This is a genomic window from Planococcus sp. BI3 (assembly GCF_056680115.1).
Map to the genome: position 1 here is coordinate 1,745,214 of NZ_CM155266.1, position 18,778 is coordinate 1,763,991.

Sequence of the window (18,778 nt, forward strand, 5' to 3'; positions counted from 1 at the left end):
ATTCCTGTCTGTTTTATTATGATGGACAGGATAGCCATTGGATCGATCGATGGTTAATGGAGGAGATCACTTGAACGCAAAAGCTTTTTCACTGGCATTATTTTCTGTTTTAATATGGGGGTCTTCCTTCGCAGCCATCCGTGTCGGGCTTCAGGGCGGCTATGACGCTGGACAAAATGTGCTGGTCCGCTTCCTGATTGCTTCGGCTTTGTTCCTGATTTATGCACTCTGGCCGGGAACGAAATTCCGCCTGCCCCGTAAAGGCGACATTCTCCGGATCCTGGTACTGGGATGGATCGGCATCAGTGTCTACCATATCTTCGTCACCTTTGGAATGGAGACGATTTCTGCCGGTACCGCCGGCATGCTGGTCGGTTCCGGTCCGATCTTTACTGCGTTGATTGCTGCGTTCATTTTAAAGGAACGATTGACCAGCTTTGGCTGGATGGGCCTTGGCATCGGCTTTATCGGGATCCTGTTTATCACGTTCGGGTCAGCAGGCGCTTCTCTTACCCTGACCAATGGTGCTTTGCTGGTATTGATCGCTGCATTTGCATCAGCCATTTTCTTTGTTTTCCAGAAGCCGCTGCTGGCGCGTTATTCCGCGATTGAGTTGACCGCCTACTTTACATGGGCCGGCACTTTGCCGTTTCTCACCTTCTCACCCGGCCTGTTCACTGCCATGCAGTCTGCCACTTTGGAAGCCCATCTGGCAATACTGTACGTTGGCATATTCCCAGCCGCAATCGCCTATGTGACCTGGGCAACCGCCTTGTCACTGGCCAACGCCAGCTCTGTCTCGAGCCTGATTTACCTGGAACCGGCAGTGGCGATTGTCGTTGCCTGGATGTGGCTTCACGAACTGCCGACTCCCTTGTCGCTCATCGGCGGCGCCATCGCCATCGCCGGTGTCATGATCGTCAATGTAATGGGCCGAAAACATCGTGTGCTTTCCGGAAAACCAGCCGAAACTTCGTAACGAAAATTAAAACAGCGTCACCTGGAATTACTTCAGGTGACGCTGTTTTTTTGAGAGAAGCTTTGCCTATTGCCTGATTACTCCTCGACCCGGAACCAGCCCGGTGCATTGGTCACCATCTTCCACAGGTTCTCTGGAATATCCAGCTGTTCTTTTTTGCTCAAGTGGATCGCCTGGAAGATTTCTTCGTCCCGGCTCTTTTGAACCTTTGCCAACCAATCCGGATCCATGATCAATGCATGGCCAAGCGAGACCAGCGGCGTGATTTCCAACGCTTCCTTCACTTGCTTCAGCGTCTGCAGGCCGCCTACGCCAATTACCGGCACACGGTCGCCGATATGTTGCTGAATCATTTCCACGCGCGACCGGTTATCTTCTTCGCGGATCGATCCCCCGAAAAATCTGCCGACGGATACATGGATATAGTCGATGCCCTGATCAGCGATGGCGCTCAGGAACTTCAAGGTATCGTCCATCGTGATCCCTGGTTCTTCTCGTTCTTCCGGGCTGATGCGGTAGCCGACCACAAATGGTTTATCGGCATGTTCTGCGACCGCTTCCTGGATAGATTGGATGACTGCAAGCGGAAATGCCATGCGTGCGGTGACATCGCCGCCCCATTTATCGGTGCGGACATTGGAATGCGGAGAGAAGAATTGCTGGATCAAATAGGTATTGGCACCATGGATTTCGACGCCATCAAAACCTGCCTGGATCGCACGTCTCGTCGCTTCACCGAATGCCGCGATTGTTGCCGCGATTTCTTCTTCGGTCATTTCACGCGGAGTTGCCGCATTGGGGCGCGGCGCTGGCACAGTACTCGGTGCAACCGGCTGCACGCCTTTCAGCACTTCTTCGTTTGACATGCGGCCTGCATGGTAGAGCTGCAGAATCGCTTTGGCGCCGCCTTCTTGAATGGACGCGGCCAAGCGGGCCAGGCTGCCGATCCGTTCATCGCTGTCAGCACCTAAGGGATCAGGAAATCCGACACCGAGCGGTTCGACATGTGCACAGGCTGTAATGACAGCTCCCAGCCCGCTTTCGGCACGCCGCTTGTAATAACTCAATTCATCCTCTGTAACATCGCCATTCGGATCCGAAGACGAGGTCGTCATCGGTGCCATCAGAACCCGATTTTTCAAGGTCAGGCCCGATGTGAATGTGAACGGTTCAAATATATTTTGTGTTGTAAGGGTCATATAAATTCCTCCTTGACTATCTCTTTACCCATCCCAAGGCGCCGGCAAGCCTGACGTCTCCATTACTATCATCGTAACCGATAAATAAACAAAAGGAGATGCATCTGCTTGGCAGCAATAAAAGTTCAGCCTTTTGGCTGATAGGTAAAAGCCGTCCGGCGACTGAATGTCTGGCCGGACGGCTGTTTGTATGCAATTCATTTAACGATGCTGTAATAGACGCGCGAGGTGAGGCGATAAATCAGCCAGTAAATGGCCGCAAATGCGATGACCACTCCGACGAATGACAACAGCCAGGTGGTTTCGTTTGTCACACCGAAAATCAGCAGCAGCTTTCGGACAATCGGATAAGCGAAAATGACATGGATTGTGGCGATGCCAATCGGCAAGAAGAACATCCAGATAATCTGGGAACGTGTGGATTCCTGGATCATTTCCTTGTCTAATCCGACCTTTTGCATGATCTGGAACTTCTCCCGGTCGTCAAATCCTTCAGATACTTGTTTGAAATACGTGATCAGTACGGTGCCGATGGTAAATAAGAGCCCCAGGAATATCCCAAGGAACAGGAACCCCCCGTTCATGCCATACCATTCCTCACGTTGGAGGAGGCGGGAATTGTAAAGGCTGTTTCCTTCTGCTTCCCAGCCATACTCATTGTTCAGCTTTTGGGCCAATACTTCTTTCTGCTCTTCAGTACCTGAGGTATTCCAACCAATTTCCGCATCAATGGTCAAATAATTGCTTTCCGGAAATCGCTCGTTGAAATCGCTTTGCATCTCCAGCAGATGGGAAGCATCAGGTACTACAAGTGCCATGGATTCCGTTAAATCCATAGCCGCTCCGAATTGGTTGTCGATTCCGGCTGCCCGGTACGTTTTCCCGCCAATTGTCAGTTCACTTTCTTTGTAGGTTTTTGTCGAATGGTAATAGAGCGCTGCGCCGTCTTCAAGCGTATAGGATTTCCCTGTCAGCTGGTTGAAGTCTTCAAGCGGGATGACCGTCAGCACAATCGGATTCTTTTGGTCATTATAGCTTTGATCGAACACAAATTCTTTGCCTTGTAAACTGCCGAAAAAGTTTGTATAGCGGTAACTTTCGTTGTCCGTCACTTCCAGCCCTTCGGCTTCCACCTTAGCTCCAACTTTGTCCTGAAGCTCATAAAAGCGTGTATTCATCTCTTCGACATCATCGACATCACCGAAAAGGGTCATATTATTTTCATAAGGATACTGGTTTTCCAGAGCTTCCTCTGCCCCGATAAAAATTGTCACCGTCGTTGAAACCGAAATGATGACCATGGTCGCCAGGATGCAGATATTTGCAAGCCCCACGGCATTCTGCTTCATGCGGTACAGCATACCTGAGATGGAGATGAAAGCGCCGGGCCGGTAGTAGATCTGCTTGTTCCGCTTTAAGGCTTTTAGAATGAAAATCGATCCTGAGATGAATAATAGGTATGTGCCGATGATGACCAGCAGCACTGCCAGAAAAAATTTCGTCATGGCTTCAAGCGGATCAGGAATCGTCACGGAAATCCAGTAGCCCCAGGCCAGAAGACCAAGTGACAGAATAAACAGGATGATCGAGCCTTTCGGTTCTTTTTCGCCTTCCTGCTTGCCTTTCAGCAATTTGATCGGATTGGCAAAAGTGAATTGGCTGACATTATACAGAAACGTCATGCCGAAAATCAGCAGAAATAAACCCGTCGTCGCCAAAACAATAGAGCCTGACGTCGAATACGTGATGTCCACAGGCAACCTGACCAAATAATTCAGCAGCATAAAGAACAGCCTTCCGAAAACCAGCCCTCCAACCAGCCCTGCCGCAATGCTCAAAAAGCTTGTAAAGAGTGTTTCAAAAAATAGGAGCTTCGCTATATGCTTTTTCTCCAGCCCTAAAATGCCATACAAGCCGATTTCCTTTTTTCTGCGTTTAATCAGGAAACTGTTTGTATAAAGAATGAAGATAACCGAAAAGATTCCGATCACCACCGTACCGATCATAAACAGCGGGGATAAGGAACTTGAACGTTCCTGTACGAATTCATTGGTTAAAAGTGAGGCCATCAAGTAAAACATCATGATGATGGTGCTCGAAGACAATAAATACGGAATGTATAATTGTTTGTTCGATTTGATGTTGCGCAGCGCCAGCGAAGAGAAAAAACGGTTATTCATCCTGCTCCTCCCGGCTGGACAAGACCTTCAGGGACTTCGAAATGCGATCCATGAACTGATCAGCAGGTGCATCGCCCCGGTAAATTTCATGATAGACTGCGCCATCCCGGATAAACAGGATGCGGTTGGAAAAACTTGCCGCACGGGCACTATGGGTCACCATTAAAATGGTTTGTCCGGTTTCGTTGATGCCTGTCAGGGTTTCCATCAAGTTCTGTGAAGCTTTTGAATCCAGCGCACCCGTCGGTTCATCAGCCAAAATGATTTTAGGCTGAGTGATCAAGGCGCGTGCCACAGCAACCCGCTGCTTCTGCCCGCCCGATACTTCATAAGGGAACTTATCGATATGGGCTTCAATTCCAAGATTCTTCACAATTGGCAGCAGCCGTGCTTCCATTTCTGCAACCGGCGTTTTCGACAGCACCAGCGGCAGCAGGATATTGTCGCGAATCGAAAAGTTATCCAAAAGATTGAAATCCTGAAAAACAAAACCCAAGGTGTTTCTGCGGAATGCGGAAATCTCTTTATCTTTGATTTTCGATAACGGTTTGCCATCCAGAAACACTTCGCCCGATGTCGCATCGTCCAACGTGGAAATGATGTTCAGCAACGTCGTCTTGCCTGACCCCGATTCCCCCATGATGGAAACGAATTCGCCTGCCTCGATTGAAAAATTGACGGTTGTCAGTGCTTCTGTCTGCTGATTTGAAAATTTTGCCGTATAGACTTTCTTCAAGTTCTTGATTTCTAATAAGGTCATTGCCAACCCCTCCTTGCTTTTAATCATACTGCAGGATCGAACGGGCTGCCTGTACCTATCCTTACAAACAGAAAGGCAATCTTACGGTTTCGTAAGATTGCTTGGGAAAGGTCGCTTTTTGTGATAATCAGCTCAAAACCTATTTAATCAAAGACCTGCAGCTCTTCACGCGACATATCGATGGCGACGCGGGTTCCCTGGCCGGGCTTTGAGTCGATTGCCAATCCGTGGCCGAGGCGCCGGCAGATCTTTTTGCTGAGAAACAAACCCAGTCCTGTGGATTTCTCGTGAAGGCGGCCGTTCATGCCGGAATAGCCTTTATTGAATATCTTCGGCAGGTCTTCTGAACGGATGCCCATGCCGGTGTCTTCAATGATCAATGTTTCTGCATTGTTCGGATCCCGGTAAATGGAGATTGAGCCTTCTTGTGTGTACTTCAAGCTGTTCGATAAAATCTGCTCGAGCAAATTCTGCAGCCATTGGCCATCGGACAGCACGTTCATTCCGAGTGGCTGGTAATCGAGCCGAATGCCTTTGTAGATGAACAGAATGGAATATTTCTTGATTGCTTTTTTTACGACCTCATCCAGATCGACAAGGGATAATTCCATCGCTGCACCGGGTTCTTCCAACTTGATGTAATTGAGCGCCATATGCGTGTAATCTTCGAGCCTCACCAGTTCCTGTGAAACCTGCTTGGCTTCTTTTGCCCGTGAGCTTTGCGTCAGGAGGCTGATGGCGGAAATCGGTGTTTTGATCTGATGAAGCCACAATGTGAAATAATCCAGCTGATCGGTCTGCCGTTCTGCATGTAAATTTTCGGATTCCCGCAGCTGTCCGAGCAAAGACTCCATCTTTTCTATGTAGAGCTGGTCGGTAGAATCGGAACCTGCTTGAATCTCTTCGAGGCTTGAGGCATTCACCAGCTCCAGGTTGCGGATCAGCTGGTAGCGTTTGGCATACCTGAAATAATCGGTGATCAAATAAATCAACAACAGAAATGCCGCCACCTGCAGACTGTAGAAAAATAAACTCAGCGGAAGTCTGCCCAGGGCATAGACCACTCCAAAAATGACGCTCATCCCTATGAACAGAAACAGCTGTGGCCGGACCGACACCAAAAAGCTCTTGAGCAAAGCGCCTCTTGCACTTTTACGCATGGGCCGCCTCCTTATTGAGTGCATAGCCGATATTCTTCTTGGTCAGGATAAAATCCGCAAGCCCTGCCTTCACCAGTTTTTTCCGCAGCCGGGCAATATTGACGGCCAATGTATTGTCATCGATGAATGACTCGTCTTGCCACAGCTTGACCATGATTTCTTCCCGTGTCACATAGTCGCCTTTCTGCAGGAATAAGAGTTCCATGATCTTCAGTTCTGTCCGCGTCAAATCCACTTCCTGATCCCCGGCGAACAGCTTCGATTCTCCCGGCTTCAGGAGGGTCTGGTGAAAGTTCAAGAAATTATCCGATTCCTTGAAATCGTAGGTCCGTCTGAGAAGCGCCTGTGTTTTGGCAACTGCGACCGTCAAATCGAAGGGTTTGGCAATAAAATCGTCTGCCCCCATCTGGATGGCCATGACGATATCCATGTTTTCGTTGCGGGATGAGATGAAAATGATCGGCACCTGCGAAACTTTTCGGATTTCCTGGCACCAGTAATAGCCGTTGAAAGACGGCAACTGGATATCCAATAAGATCAATTGCGGTGCCTTGGCTTTGAATTCTTCCAGCACCCGGCTGAAATCATCCACCAAAAAAGCTTCATAATTCCATTTTTCCAACTCTTCCTTCAATATGCCGGCTATCGTCAAATCGTCTTCCACAATCATGATTTTGAACATCTTATCATTCCAATCCTTTAATCTGCATTGAATAATCGATTCCGTCTATCCCTCTTCCCAGTTTAGCGAAGTTTCTTCCAGTCCACCATCAAAAACAAACCACCCCTGATTGTGGGTGCATCCCCACAATCAGGGGTGGTTCGCTCAACAAGGCTATTGCTTGGTTTTCATGTACTCATGGTAGCCTTGCTTGAAAAAAACGTACCACTCGTCGATTTCTTCCTGCGGAGCCGAATTCAAAGCGTGCATCACTTCTTTGCCAAACTCCAGAAATGCCGAACCGTTGGCGGTGATGATGTTGCCGCTCCGCACGGCCTGCTGTTGGAGGTAGCCGGCTTCGTTGGTATACTGGTCACCTGCTGTTTCCTTCAGGTCTTCCAAGTGGTTGCTGGTATGCGGGATGTCATTGAACAGGCCATTTCTTCCAAGAAATACCGTCGCGTCGCAAATTGCGCCAAGCACCGCTTCTTTTGCAATGGCTTTGTCGACCAGTTCCATAACCCGTTCGCTGCCTTTTTTTCGCCAAGAATTGCCGCCGATCAGGATCAGACCCGCGTAATCTTCTGGCGCCTCATCCACTCCATAATCCGGCAGCACTGTAAAGCCACCGATCGACTTGACCGGGTCCTTCGTCAACGACACCGTCTTGACATCGAATTTTTGCCCCTCTCCTTCAGGCTCTTCGTTCAGCGCAGCCGCCAAGGAAGCTGCTTCCCAGTCCGCAAACTCATCCAGCAGAACAAACAATACCTTTTGGTTGCTCATAGCTTTTCTCCTCTCGTCCGAATAGTAATTTTCTGATTAATTGAATTATAGCACAGGTAAATCCACCGAACAGCTGAGACATAGTGACAGCTTCAAGAGGGTATAATAAGAGTACATCCTAATGAAAAAAGGAGAATCCGATCATGCATAAAAAAGAACTGACCCATACCGGCTGGCAGCTGGACAACAGCTATTCACGCCTGCCTGAAATTTTCCATAGCACAATCACGGTCAATCCGGTGCGTTCCCCTAAACTGGTTGTATTAAATGAAGCATTGGCGGAAACACTCGGGCTGGACCCTTCCGAATTGAAGGGTGAAGATGGCGTTGCCATTCTTGCCGGGAACCAGGTTCCAGAAGGCAGCACACCGCTTGCCCAGGCTTATGCCGGACATCAATTCGGCAATTTCACGATGCTGGGCGACGGCCGTGCGTTATTGGTGGGCGAACAACTGACGCCTGAAGGCAAACGGCTCGATATCCAATTGAAGGGTTCCGGCAGAACGCCTTATTCCCGGGGCGGCGATGGCCGTGCGGCATTAAGGCCGATGCTGCGCGAGTACCTGATCAGTGAAGCGATGCACGGCCTCGGCATTCCAACTACCCGCAGCCTTGCTGTTGTTGAAACCGGTGAGAAGGTCCGCCGCGAAACAGCACTTCCGGGCGCTGTCATGACGCGTGTTGCGGACAGCCACCTGCGCGTCGGCACGTTCCAGTACGCTTCACGATTTGGGACGAAAGACGATTTGAAAGCGCTGGCTGATTATGCAATAGAACGCCACTTCCCTTATATCGGGAACGTTGCGAACCCTTACTTGGCGCTGTTGCAGGAAGTCATCAAGCGGCAGGCCGCACTGCTTGCCAAATGGCAGCTGGCTGGTTTTATTCACGGTGTCATGAACACCGACAATATGGCGATCAGCGGAGAAACGATTGACTACGGGCCTTGCGCATTCATGGACAGCTTTGATCCAAAGACTGTCTTCAGTTCAATTGACGTCCAGGGGCGCTATGCTTACGGCAACCAACCGATGATTGCTGGCTGGAATTTGGCCCGTTTTGCCGAAAGTTTGCTGCCGTTGCTGCACGATACTCCGGAGGAAGCGGTCAGCATGGCACAGGATGAGCTCACCAACTACATCGAACAGTTCCAGAGCCACTGGCTTGCCGGCCTGCGCGGAAAACTCGGACTCTTCAATGAAGAAGCCGAAGATTCCACGTTGGCGGAAGAGCTGCTCAATCTGATGCACGCGCATAGTGCCGATTACACCAACACCTTCCGGGCGCTGACTTTCGATAAGCTGCAGGGCAGCGAATTGTTCGAAGCAGCGGAATTCAAGCAGTGGCTGGGCTCTTGGCAGGCACGCCTGGAGCGGCAGGAAGAATCACCGGAAAGGAGCCATCAATTGATGCGCGACAGCAATCCGGCGGTCATCCCCCGCAACCATCGTGTAGAGGAGGCTTTAGCGGCGGCGGAATTCCAGGGGGATTACAGCGTCCTGCACCGTTTGCTTGCGGTGCTGGCCGATCCGTATGCCCACACTCCAGCGCAAGAAGCGTACACTGAACCAGCCGGGCCGACAAACGGTCCGTACCAGACTTTCTGCGGGACGTGAATGCGGGGAAGTGGATAGCAAACTCCATGGTTATCCGGCGTTTAAACTGCCATTCCATCGCAAAAGACACTTTTTATCCGCCCTTCCTTGTGAATAAATAAAGGGGGCGGAATATCCATAAAGGCAAATCCTAATCACTGCCCAATCAGTAAAAAAATTCTTTTTGTAGTTTCCTCTTTATATTGTTACAATATTCAGTGAAAGAGGTTCTTTGCAGTAATTTTTTAAGATGAAGTGATTACTTACCAAAAAAATTATCTAAGGAGCTGGGATCATGAATCAGGAACAAATGGAATTTGTAAAAAACGGCAAAGGCTTTATTGCTGCGCTTGACCAAAGTGGCGGCAGCACACCGAAAGCATTGGCGCTTTACGGCGTATCGGAAGATCAATATTCAACGGAAGAAGAAATGTATGATTTGATCCATGAAATGCGTACACGCGTCATGACGGCTCCTTCCTTCAATTCCGATTCGATCATCGGCGCAATCCTTTTCGAACAGACGATGGACCGCAAAGTGGAAGGCCAGTATACTCCCGACTACTTATGGAAGGAAAAAGGCGTCGTGCCTTTTCTGAAAGTCGACAAAGGGCTGGCCGATGAAGAAAATGGCGTTCAGGTCATGAAGCTGATTTCAGACTTGGACGACGTGTTAAAGCGGGCCAATGAACGAAATATCTTCGGAACGAAAATGCGTTCCGTGATCAAGGAAGCAAACCCTGAAGGCATCAAGAAAGTGGTCGAGCAGCAATTTGAAATCGGCAAGCAGATTCTTGCAGCTGGTCTCGTGCCCATTCTTGAGCCTGAAGTCGATATCAACAGCAAAGACAAAGAACAATCCGAAAAAATCCTTAAAGAGGAAATGCTGAAGCACTTGGATCAGTTGAGTGAGGATCAGAACGTCATGATCAAAATCACTATTCCGGCAGTCGATAATTACTACAAGGAATTGATCGACCACCCACGTGTGGTTCGGGTAGTCGCGCTTTCCGGCGGCTATAAGCGAGACGACGCCAACCAAAAATTGGCGGCCAACGAAGGACTGATCGCCAGCTTCTCCCGCGCATTATCCGAAGGCGTCAGCGCGAGCCAATCGGATGAAGAATTCAACGCCATGCTGGAAAATTCCATCAAAGGCATTTACGAAGCTTCCATTACGTGAAAACATAAAAAGATGCCCCGCAGCCAATGAAGGCTGCGGGGCATCTTTTTATATAGGAAGCTTAATACCGGCTCTCCGGAATTTTCCGGAACCACTCGAATTCACTGATATGCAGTTCGCGCAATTGGTATTTCATAATTTTCCCGGAGGAGTTTCGGGGCAAAGATTCCGCAATCATATATTTCCGCGGAATTTTATAGCCTGGCAGGTGCTCCAGGAAATAATCCATCAATTGTTCTTCATCAATGGTTTCCCCTTCTTTCGGGACAATGATGACACCAACGATTTCGCCCCATTCCTCTTCCGGTATGCCGACCGTCGCAGCTTCCGCAACTTGTGGATGGCTATTGATGACCCGCTCCACTTCAATGGAATAAATATTTTCTCCGGCCGAAATGATGCGATCGGCTTTGCGGTCCACAAGCGAGATAAATCCATCTTCATCAATTGTCGCCAGATCACCTGTCAGCAGCCAGCCGTTTTTGAAAGCCTCTTCGGTTTCCTCCGGCTTGTTGTAGTATTCCTTCATAACCGTATTGCCTTTGATGACAAACTCGCCGATGGTTCCAGGCTGGACGTCCATAAACTCTTCGTCCACCACACGCACTTCAGTGAAATACATCGGCTTGCCGCCAGAGCCCAATTTGGTTTCGTGCTGTTCTGGCAACAGGAAGACACCACCCGGTCCCCCTTCAGTCAACAAGCATAAATTATAGAATTGCTGGTGGCCAAAAAAGTCCATCGCCTTTTTGACAAGATCGGGATCAATCGGATCTGCCCCGTACATGCATTTTTTGACAGAAGACAAATCAGTTCCTCCTGTATCCGGTACTTGCAGCAAGCCACTGTACATATCCGGCAAGCCAAAGAAAACAGTAACCTGGAATTCCTTGATAAGTTCCATGGCTTTTTCCGGATGGAAGTCGCGCAAGATGATATTGGATGTTCCAAGCAGGATGCCCGTTACCAGAAACAGGTTCAATTGGGCCGAGTGGAAAAGTGGCACTGCGTGAAGAAGACGGTCACGGGCGCCAAGTTCAACTCCAAAAACAAATGAAGCGCTGACATTTGCTAGGCGTTGATGATCAAATAGCGCACCTTTAGGTTGTCCGGTAGTGCCCGAAGTGTAAAGGATTTCAGCGTCATCGGTACTCAGCACCTCAATTGAAGGCTCCAGCGCATTTTCACTTAATACGCTTTCCCAGCTGAGATGATCGGCACTGCCAGCTGCGGGATGAACAATGACCTGTTGAAGCGAAGCAGCCTGCTCTTTCCCTTCGGCAATCACCCGTTCAAACTCAGCATCGCAAAAGATGAACCGGCTTTCGGATTGCCCGAAAATATAGCTGCTCTCATCGGGACTCAGCCGATAATTGACCGGCACAGCAACGCCTCCAGCTTTCAGCACTGCAAAAAAAGCCAGGACGTAATGATCGGAGTTTTTCATAAACAGCGAAACCCTATCACCTTTTTGCAGCCCTGCATCCATCAGTCCGTTCGCTAAGCGGTTGACCTCTTCATTCAGCTCCTGATACGAATACGTTCGCCCTTCACAAGTGATTGCCATCTTGTCTGGAAAACGTTTAGCGTTTTGTGTGAGTGATGCCGTGATGTTCATGTGATCTCCTCCTTTTAGGTCAATTGGTTTCTCTTGCTGTCCCTACTTCTCCCGTCTCAGAAATTCCGACTGCTTTGGATGCCGTTAGAAATTTCCATATTTCCTTAAATAGTATATTTAACTTTACCGTATTCAGAAAATATAGTCAATTATGGTTTTCCACGATCGCTTCTAGCAAAAGCCTGTAAAATCCAAAAACACGCTCTATTGCTAAAGCAATGAGCGCGTTTTGAAAGTATATATTTTTATTTCCACTTAACTGTCAGCATGGGATAGAAAGCTCTCTGAGCAGCGTTTTTTTATTGCTGATCGATGCTATTTTTTGGCTGGGGGATGTTCACTCCCGCCACCTGCCCAAGCAATTCTACTCCTTTGACGATTTCTTCTTCGCTCGCATAGCTGAATGACAACCGAAGATACTCGAGACCTTCCTGCTGATTCAGAAAAAAGTATTTGCCTGGCACAAAGGAAACCCCTGCAGCCAATGCTTCCGGCAGCAATTCCGAAGTATCGACACCCGGAATTTTGATCCAAACGAAATACCCGCCTTTTGGAACGAACCAGGAAACCGCCGGCGGTAAAAACTCCTCTAAAGCCGACAGCATGGTCGAGCATTTGGCCTCGTAGGCGTCTGTCAGGAATTTCAGGTGCCCATCAAAATCCGTCACTTCCAGGTACGAAGCCATAGTCGCCTGATCGAATGGGTGGTTCAGGTCCTTCTTGAACCAATTCAAGGGATCGGTTATCCGTTTATCCGCCACCACCCAGCCAATCCGCATGCCAGGAGCCACCACTTTTGATAATGAACCCACGTAAAGCACGCGGTTATTGGTGTCCATTGCTTTCAAAAGCTGTGGACGGTCATGAAAGCCAAGTTCTCCGTAGGCATCATCTTCCAAAATGATGAAATCGTATTGTTCTGCAAGTTCCAGTACATGCTGTCTGCGTTCCAGCGACAGCGTTGTTCCGGTCGGATTCTGGTAAGTCGGAATGGTATACAGCAGTCTTGGCAATGGCTGCCCTTTTTCTTTACGGTCGGCCAACAGTTCCGCCAACAGCTGGGTCTGCAGTCCATTTTCATCAATCGGCACGGTTATATAATGCTCTGTATAGTTCTGGAAAATTTCCAGCGCTTCCATATAGGTCGGCGATTCAACGGCCACGACAGCTTCATCGTCCAATAGAACACGGGCAATCAAGTCAATGGCTTGGCAGGCACCGGAAGTTACGAGAAGTTCTTCCTCTGCTGCTCGAACTCCACGCTGTGCCATGCGGTCCCGAAGGAATTCCTTCAGCTGCGGCACCCGCGGACTGCCAAGGTAATGAAGCGGCAAGTCCCGTTCTTCATCAAGCAAACGGACCACGGCTAATTTGATTTCTTCAGAAGGAACTAAGCCTGGTGCTGGATAACCCGAACTGAGCCGCAGGCAGCCAGGCGGCAATGTCGAGAGCCACTGGCCAGGCGGGTCATTTTTAAAAGCTATTTCAATATCTTTTGAAAAATGGAAATCTGTTTTCACGTAGGTCGTTCCCCTTTCGTCTGACTGATGGAATAATGTGAAATCTCTTATTCTTTATTCTACAGGGTGCGGTCCGCAATGTGTAGGCTGTCCTGAAAATACTCAGCCCATTCCCTGTGCTATCTAATGAGCTCTGTAACTTTTCAGGCGCTTTAACGTTCTTATGCTTAAGTGATCGACTTATTTCTTAGCACACGAGGAGGCATATCCATGAAAAATAAATTTTGGCTGGGAGCCTTTTTACTTCTGATGGCCGTTTTAATTTTGGCAGCTTGCGGCAGCGGACAGGAGAACGACACAGAAAACTCTTCTGAAGAGCCAGCGATCGAAGAACCCGATACAAACGATGAAACGACAGGAGGCAGTACAGAAGGAGAAATGGAACCCGATATCGAGCAAGTCAACGACGAGACCTATCGTTATAGTTTAGTCAATGAGACAGGAGAATCGCAGACATTCGAATTCACCAGCAGCCAGCGCTACGACTTTTCCCTGGCAAATGAAAACGGCGAAGAGGTTTTCCTCTTTTCATCCGTCAGCGTCTACCTGCAGGCTTTGGGTGAAGAAACTGTCGATCAAGGCGACGAGCTGAGTTATGAGTTCGAGATTCCGCCGCTTGAACTGGAACCCGGTACCTATGAGCTGACCGCTTGGCTGACACCTCGGCAAGGCGAAACTTATGAAGTCAGCACCGAGCACGTGGTGGAATAAAGGGAAGCTTCAATCAGCAGGAAGACCCTGTCTCTACTGCCCGTAACCTATGTAAAGACCTAAAAAAGGCCATCGCGCGGATGGCCTTTTTTATCGTTTGGTAATTCGCTTAGCCAGCATCACCTCAATATCACTGATGATCGCCATTCTATTCACTTCAGCTCAGACGATCAAATTATTTTCTGCTTTTATATCGATGGCGTCCTGCTGAATCGAGGTTTCTTTTTATTTACTTTCCAAGAATGTAATGTACTCTTTCACGACTTCATAAACATATTCCTGATTGGCTATTGCCGTGTCTGCGTTGTAAGCGCCGTCGTTGGTTTTGTTGTTCGACAGAATTCGGATTGCCAGGAACGGTACATCATAGGCTTTTGAAATCATTGCAACAGATGCCGATTCCATTTCTTCAACTGACGTGCCGTAATTTTCATGGAACCAATTGATGCGGTCCACTTCGTTATTCCACAGGTCAGCTGAGCCGATTGTCCCTTCGACAATTTTGCCTTTGGTATAGCTGTCCTTCACTGCGTTCGCTGCAGCCAATAGATCAGCATCCCCTTCATAATAACGGGCTTTTTCTGCATTCGGGTCTTCTCCTGCACTTCCTTCAGAAGCCATGACGTCCATCGGCTTCCATTCAGTCGGTTCAATGCCTTCACCTGCTGCACGGTCTCCCGTTTTCATCGAACCGATGTTGACAGTGCGTTCGCCAAGCACAATATCGAACACATTCAGTTCCGGATCGTGCCCGCCTGAGGTTCCTTGGTTGATGATGGCGGCCGGGTTGTATTTTTCAATAGCGATTGCTGTAGAAGCTGCCGCATTTTCCATGCCTTTGCCTGTTTTCGAAACGATGACTGGATAGCCGTCCACCGTACCGATATAAAATTCATAGGTTGAACCTGATTCTTCTATTTTCACGTTTTCAAGGCGCTCCGCAAAGGTTTCAGCTTCGATCGGCATGGGTCCCTGTATTAAGATTGGCCGTTTGGTTTCTTCTTTTTCTTCAGTTGCTTCAGCTTCACCTGCTGAACTGCATCCAGCGAGCACCGCCAATAAGATCATGGCCATGATGAATAATAAAATGCGATTGCTGAATCCTGTTTTCGATTGGATCTTTTTCATGTGAAATTCCTCCTTGATGTCTGCTCAGCGGCAATGCGGCCAAAGAAAAAAGGCCCTGTAACGGTATATTCTACCTTCCGGATCTTTAGGAGCCAAAGTATAAATTGAAGGAGGAGAGCTGTTTCACACGCCAAGCATTCAAAAAGTGATCGGCCGAAAACTCGGCTAACCGGATACTTCAGCCCGTAGTCCGGTTCTTTACTGGGAACCTGGTAGAAACACTCGGACCGTATTACCGAGTTTATACGAGCGATATGTTGTTTGTCTATCACTTGGCAACTATAGCAAACACAAAACCGCCAGTCAACAAAATAACGAACATTAAACCATAAGTAATGGTTTAATGTTCGTTAAAACAGGATGATAAGTACGGTTTCAAACTTCCTGAAAGCGGAATTCTTACCTTTCTCCTTGAATTCCACTTCTACTGTCTTTCCCAGCAGCACTTCATTTTTCGTTTAATCAGGAAGGTTATGGGTTTCATTTTAAGTGAACAGAATAAAAGTCACATCCTCCATACGATTGCATGGTCGAGTATGACTTATGTGGAATCAATCTGCTTCGCAAATATCTTTAAGGTTTTTTATGGTCTGTTCTGCTGAGTTGTCCATCAGTTTTTTTATGATAAGTTTATTGGCGAACTTTCCGAGTATACTGCCGGGCAATTCATATTCCATCTCAAATATGACCTCTGTTCCCGTTCCTTCAGCATGATAAGTCCAGGATTGCTTTGAATTGATGGCCCCATTGATTTGGCCATTCCAAAAGCAACTATTGCCATCACGGGAATTTTCAATAACTTCCAGCGAAATAGGCAGGTTCATTCCCAACATCATATATTTCATGTTCATGCTTGTTCCCACTTCGCCTTTCCCTTTTAAATTCTCAGGTTCAGAAAGCCCTACATACCACTGATACCAATAAACAGGATTTGATGCATAAGTGAAAACTTCTTTAACCGGCCGATCGATTACTACACTTTTCCGAATAGTCCACATGCTATTCTCCTCCTTATCCTTAGTATGCGGACCACCGCGTCTTGGCTCACGTCCGCTGTTATGTAAATCTTCTATTTCCTTTATGTAGGTTTATAGTAGTCCCCTTTTGAAAAATTGTAAAAGAAAGGCTCTTGTACCGGCTGAAACCATTGTTTTCAAGAGATGGCATTTTGCCAATGAGCTTTGTGGAATCATCTGCTTTTTCGTGTTTACAAGAACGCCGGTTTTATTCACATCAAAAAACTCTCCAGCGCATCTGCCGGCCACTGAAGCCGCTGTTGCGCTGAGAGCATATTTCATTTCTGGCGTTTCTTCACAGGAATCCAGATTTCACTATAGACTTTCTGTAAGTCCGCCATATCCCCGTTGAAGGAAATTTCCGGTCCGTCGACCAGTTCGTAGTTCGACGATGGCAGCCAGTCCGAAAAGATCTTGCCCCAGGTGTTCTGCAGTTTTTGCGGAAACGGACCTTCCAGACTGAAAATCGCCCAGCTTCCCGCCGGCACCTCCACGACATCAAAGCCTTCGAAATCACCTTCTAAAGTTGTAATCGATCCGACCAGGTGATCCAGCTGGCCTTTTTCCTCCAAGCGCCCATCATCAAAATTTAGCGATGCGTTAACGACGGTCTGGACGTCCGTATTGCGCCATTGCTGCAGCTGCCCGCGCTGTTCGGCAGTGATGGACTGCGCCATTTTCATGATTTCCGGATTGGGCCCTTCGAAAACGATGGGCACGCGTTTTTTGATTCCCACCAATTTAAAAGCGTCTTTTTTTGCGATGCGGCATTCCATATCTATTCCTCCTTGAATCGTCAATTGGAAAGTCAGGCGCGGAAATGCTTTAAAGCGGTCGCTGTTTTTCACTTCCGATGGACTCATGCCGGACCATTCACGGAACGCCCGGCTGAAGCCGTCTGCCGAATCGTAGCCGTATTTGACGGCTACATCCAATACTCTTTGTTCCCGCTGCAGGTCGATGGCTGCCTGCGACAAACGCCGGCTGCGGATATAGCTGCTCAATCCCATGCCCGACAAATACGAAAACAGTTTCCGGAAATGGAATTCCGACACGCCTGCAATTGCCGCTACTTTACTGAAATCAATTTCTCCATCCAGGTGATCCTCGATATAGCGCAGCGCTCTATTCATATCCTTCAGCATGTCCATGCATAGCCCTCCTTTCCCTCTTTCTATTCTAAGGGGAATAAAACCGGTTCATCCGATTTTCCCTGTACGGAAATGGTCGCCTCTCTCTATTCCAGGACATTATTTGAAGACATCAGCCTTATTTCCAATAACTCATCTGTTTCGAAACAATCTTCATAAACTCATCAAAAGAAGACGAGTACCGGTTCCAGTGGTGGTACCATTTCCTGATGGTGTCCAAAAGCCAGAACGGTACCGGTTTGCCATCGATGAGCGCATAATACTCCTCATGCGCTTTCTTCAAATGCTCCCACCGGAAATCATTGCCGGGCTTTATATACTCGGAAACATCCAGCAGCTTCGCCCGTCCATTCTGCAATAAAATATTCTTCAAATGAATATCCCGTGGGTTCAACCCGATTTGCCGGATGTATTCCCTGGCCGCTTCTACATCTTTAATCACTTGTTCCGGAACAGGTACCCCCTGCAGCAGACAATCAAATAAGGTTAGACCTTCTTCGTACTTGATCACCAATAACCGGTCAGTTACGCCATAACAGCTGGAAAAATAAGGAGAAACCCCGATTTGTGCATAAACCTTCGCCTCTGCTTCGAGCTTGTCTTTTTTATTTTCTGCGTATACCTTGAAGGCATATCCGGGGGCCTCCAAAAATTGAAACACCGCCGCGTCTGTCCCGACCCCGATGCAGCGGAATCCATCTGCAAAGCCTTCTATGCTTACTGGTTCGTTGTTCGGATTGGCTACTACTTTAATTGCAGTCAGCGATTCTGCTATCTCTTGCCATGATTGCTCCATATCTATTCTCCTTCACTTCCGATAATCCGTTGTGGCTATTTGACGCACCACACTTAAGCTAGGATCCCGTTTCAAACAAAATACGGCGCCTTTACTGCGCTTGTGATGAGCTAAGGGATTGACAGAGACACATAAATGCTCTATTGTTAACTACGCGATGAGCTCGTTTGCGTAAGACGGACAGGCACTCCTTTTGGAAACACGTTGTGGAACGTGGCTTGATACGCCGCAAACTATCGAAAACATCTTGCCCTCGGGCAAGGTGTTTTTTTCTGTTTCCGGATAAAAATTTTCAGTTGTCTGCTTAAAGACTAATATACCGGCCAATTTCGATG

General features: G+C 48.2%; 16 protein-coding genes and 1 riboswitch. Of the genes, 4 read left to right on the plus strand and 12 right to left on the minus strand.

Going from position 1 to position 18,778, the window contains the following annotated elements; translation table 11 throughout:
* The first annotated feature begins 70 nt into the window (after window positions 1-70).
* Window positions 71-979 (plus strand): DMT family transporter, encoded by a 909-nt coding sequence (locus AC1MEO_RS08830; RefSeq protein WP_480335687.1) that lies wholly within the window; start codon window positions 71-73, stop codon window positions 977-979.
* Window positions 980-1,056: 77 nt separating this feature from the next.
* Here AC1MEO_RS08830 and AC1MEO_RS08835 read toward each other — a convergent pair whose 3' ends face one another.
* The 6 genes from AC1MEO_RS08835 to AC1MEO_RS08860 all read right to left on the minus strand — a co-directional run bounded on the left by AC1MEO_RS08835 (window position 1,057) and on the right by AC1MEO_RS08860 (window position 7,725).
* On the minus strand, window positions 1,057-2,178 hold the full coding sequence (locus AC1MEO_RS08835) for an NADH-dependent flavin oxidoreductase (RefSeq protein WP_480335689.1): 1,122 nt from the start codon (window positions 2,176-2,178) through the stop codon (window positions 1,057-1,059).
* A gap of 197 nt (window positions 2,179-2,375) precedes the next feature.
* Window positions 2,376-4,358: an FtsX-like permease family protein gene (locus AC1MEO_RS08840; protein WP_480335691.1), complete on the minus strand. Its 1,983-nt coding sequence runs from the start codon at window positions 4,356-4,358 to the stop codon at window positions 2,376-2,378.
* A complete protein-coding gene (locus AC1MEO_RS08845; protein WP_480335693.1) occupies window positions 4,351-5,118 on the minus strand; it encodes an ABC transporter ATP-binding protein in 768 nt (255 codons plus the stop codon). The genes AC1MEO_RS08840 and AC1MEO_RS08845 overlap by 8 nt, the downstream gene beginning before the upstream one ends.
* A gap of 143 nt (window positions 5,119-5,261) precedes the next feature.
* Window positions 5,262-6,278, minus strand: a complete 1,017-nt coding sequence (locus AC1MEO_RS08850) for a sensor histidine kinase (protein ID WP_480335695.1) — start codon at window positions 6,276-6,278, stop codon at window positions 5,262-5,264.
* On the minus strand, window positions 6,271-6,960 hold the full coding sequence (locus tag AC1MEO_RS08855) for a response regulator (protein ID WP_480335696.1): 690 nt from the start codon (window positions 6,958-6,960) through the stop codon (window positions 6,271-6,273). The genes AC1MEO_RS08850 and AC1MEO_RS08855 overlap by 8 nt, the downstream gene beginning before the upstream one ends.
* A gap of 153 nt (window positions 6,961-7,113) precedes the next feature.
* A complete protein-coding gene (locus AC1MEO_RS08860) occupies window positions 7,114-7,725 on the minus strand; it encodes a type 1 glutamine amidotransferase family protein (protein ID WP_480335697.1) in 612 nt (203 codons plus the stop codon).
* A gap of 143 nt (window positions 7,726-7,868) precedes the next feature.
* On the opposite strand from AC1MEO_RS08860, the gene AC1MEO_RS08865 reads away from it, so the two are divergent.
* A complete protein-coding gene (locus tag AC1MEO_RS08865) occupies window positions 7,869-9,341 on the plus strand; it encodes a protein adenylyltransferase SelO (RefSeq protein WP_480335699.1) in 1,473 nt (490 codons plus the stop codon).
* 274 nt (window positions 9,342-9,615) lie between these two features.
* Complete coding sequence (locus tag AC1MEO_RS08870; protein WP_480335701.1) at window positions 9,616-10,503, plus strand: fructose bisphosphate aldolase; 888 nt, start codon at window positions 9,616-9,618, stop codon at window positions 10,501-10,503.
* A 61-nt stretch (window positions 10,504-10,564) separates the two neighbouring features.
* Here the strand turns inward: AC1MEO_RS08870 and AC1MEO_RS08875 are convergent, their stop codons facing one another.
* Together AC1MEO_RS08875 and AC1MEO_RS08880 are read right to left on the minus strand one after the other, a co-directional pair.
* Window positions 10,565-12,121 carry a class I adenylate-forming enzyme family protein gene (locus AC1MEO_RS08875; protein ID WP_480335703.1) on the minus strand — a complete coding sequence of 519 codons (1,557 nt, stop codon included), beginning with the start codon at window positions 12,119-12,121 and terminating at the stop codon, window positions 10,565-10,567.
* 299 nt (window positions 12,122-12,420) lie between these two features.
* Window positions 12,421-13,641, minus strand: a complete 1,221-nt coding sequence (locus tag AC1MEO_RS08880; protein ID WP_480335706.1) for an aminotransferase-like domain-containing protein — start codon at window positions 13,639-13,641, stop codon at window positions 12,421-12,423.
* Window positions 13,642-13,851: 210 nt separating this feature from the next.
* Between AC1MEO_RS08880 and AC1MEO_RS08885 the strand changes: the two genes are divergently transcribed.
* Window positions 13,852-14,352 carry a BsuPI-related putative proteinase inhibitor gene (locus AC1MEO_RS08885; protein ID WP_480335708.1) on the plus strand — a complete coding sequence of 167 codons (501 nt, stop codon included), beginning with the start codon at window positions 13,852-13,854 and terminating at the stop codon, window positions 14,350-14,352.
* Window positions 14,353-14,577: 225 nt separating this feature from the next.
* On the opposite strand, the gene mtnN is transcribed toward AC1MEO_RS08885, so the two are convergent.
* The 4 genes from mtnN to AC1MEO_RS08905 all read right to left on the minus strand — a co-directional run bounded on the left by mtnN (window position 14,578) and on the right by AC1MEO_RS08905 (window position 18,443).
* Window positions 14,578-15,426, minus strand: coding sequence for a 5'-methylthioadenosine/S-adenosylhomocysteine nucleosidase (mtnN, locus tag AC1MEO_RS08890; protein WP_480336062.1), 849 nt, complete (start codon window positions 15,424-15,426; stop codon window positions 14,578-14,580).
* A gap of 220 nt (window positions 15,427-15,646) precedes the next feature.
* A riboswitch (purine riboswitch) is annotated at window positions 15,647-15,749 on the minus strand.
* A 282-nt stretch (window positions 15,750-16,031) separates the two neighbouring features.
* Window positions 16,032-16,478, minus strand: coding sequence for an SRPBCC family protein (locus tag AC1MEO_RS08895; protein WP_480335710.1), 447 nt, complete (start codon window positions 16,476-16,478; stop codon window positions 16,032-16,034).
* A gap of 296 nt (window positions 16,479-16,774) precedes the next feature.
* Window positions 16,775-17,647: an AraC family transcriptional regulator gene (locus AC1MEO_RS08900; protein WP_480335712.1), complete on the minus strand. Its 873-nt coding sequence runs from the start codon at window positions 17,645-17,647 to the stop codon at window positions 16,775-16,777.
* 118 nt (window positions 17,648-17,765) lie between these two features.
* Entirely contained in the window at window positions 17,766-18,443 is a 678-nt protein-coding gene (locus AC1MEO_RS08905) for a serine/threonine protein kinase (RefSeq protein WP_480335714.1), read from the minus strand.
* Window positions 18,444-18,778: the final 335 nt, after the last annotated feature.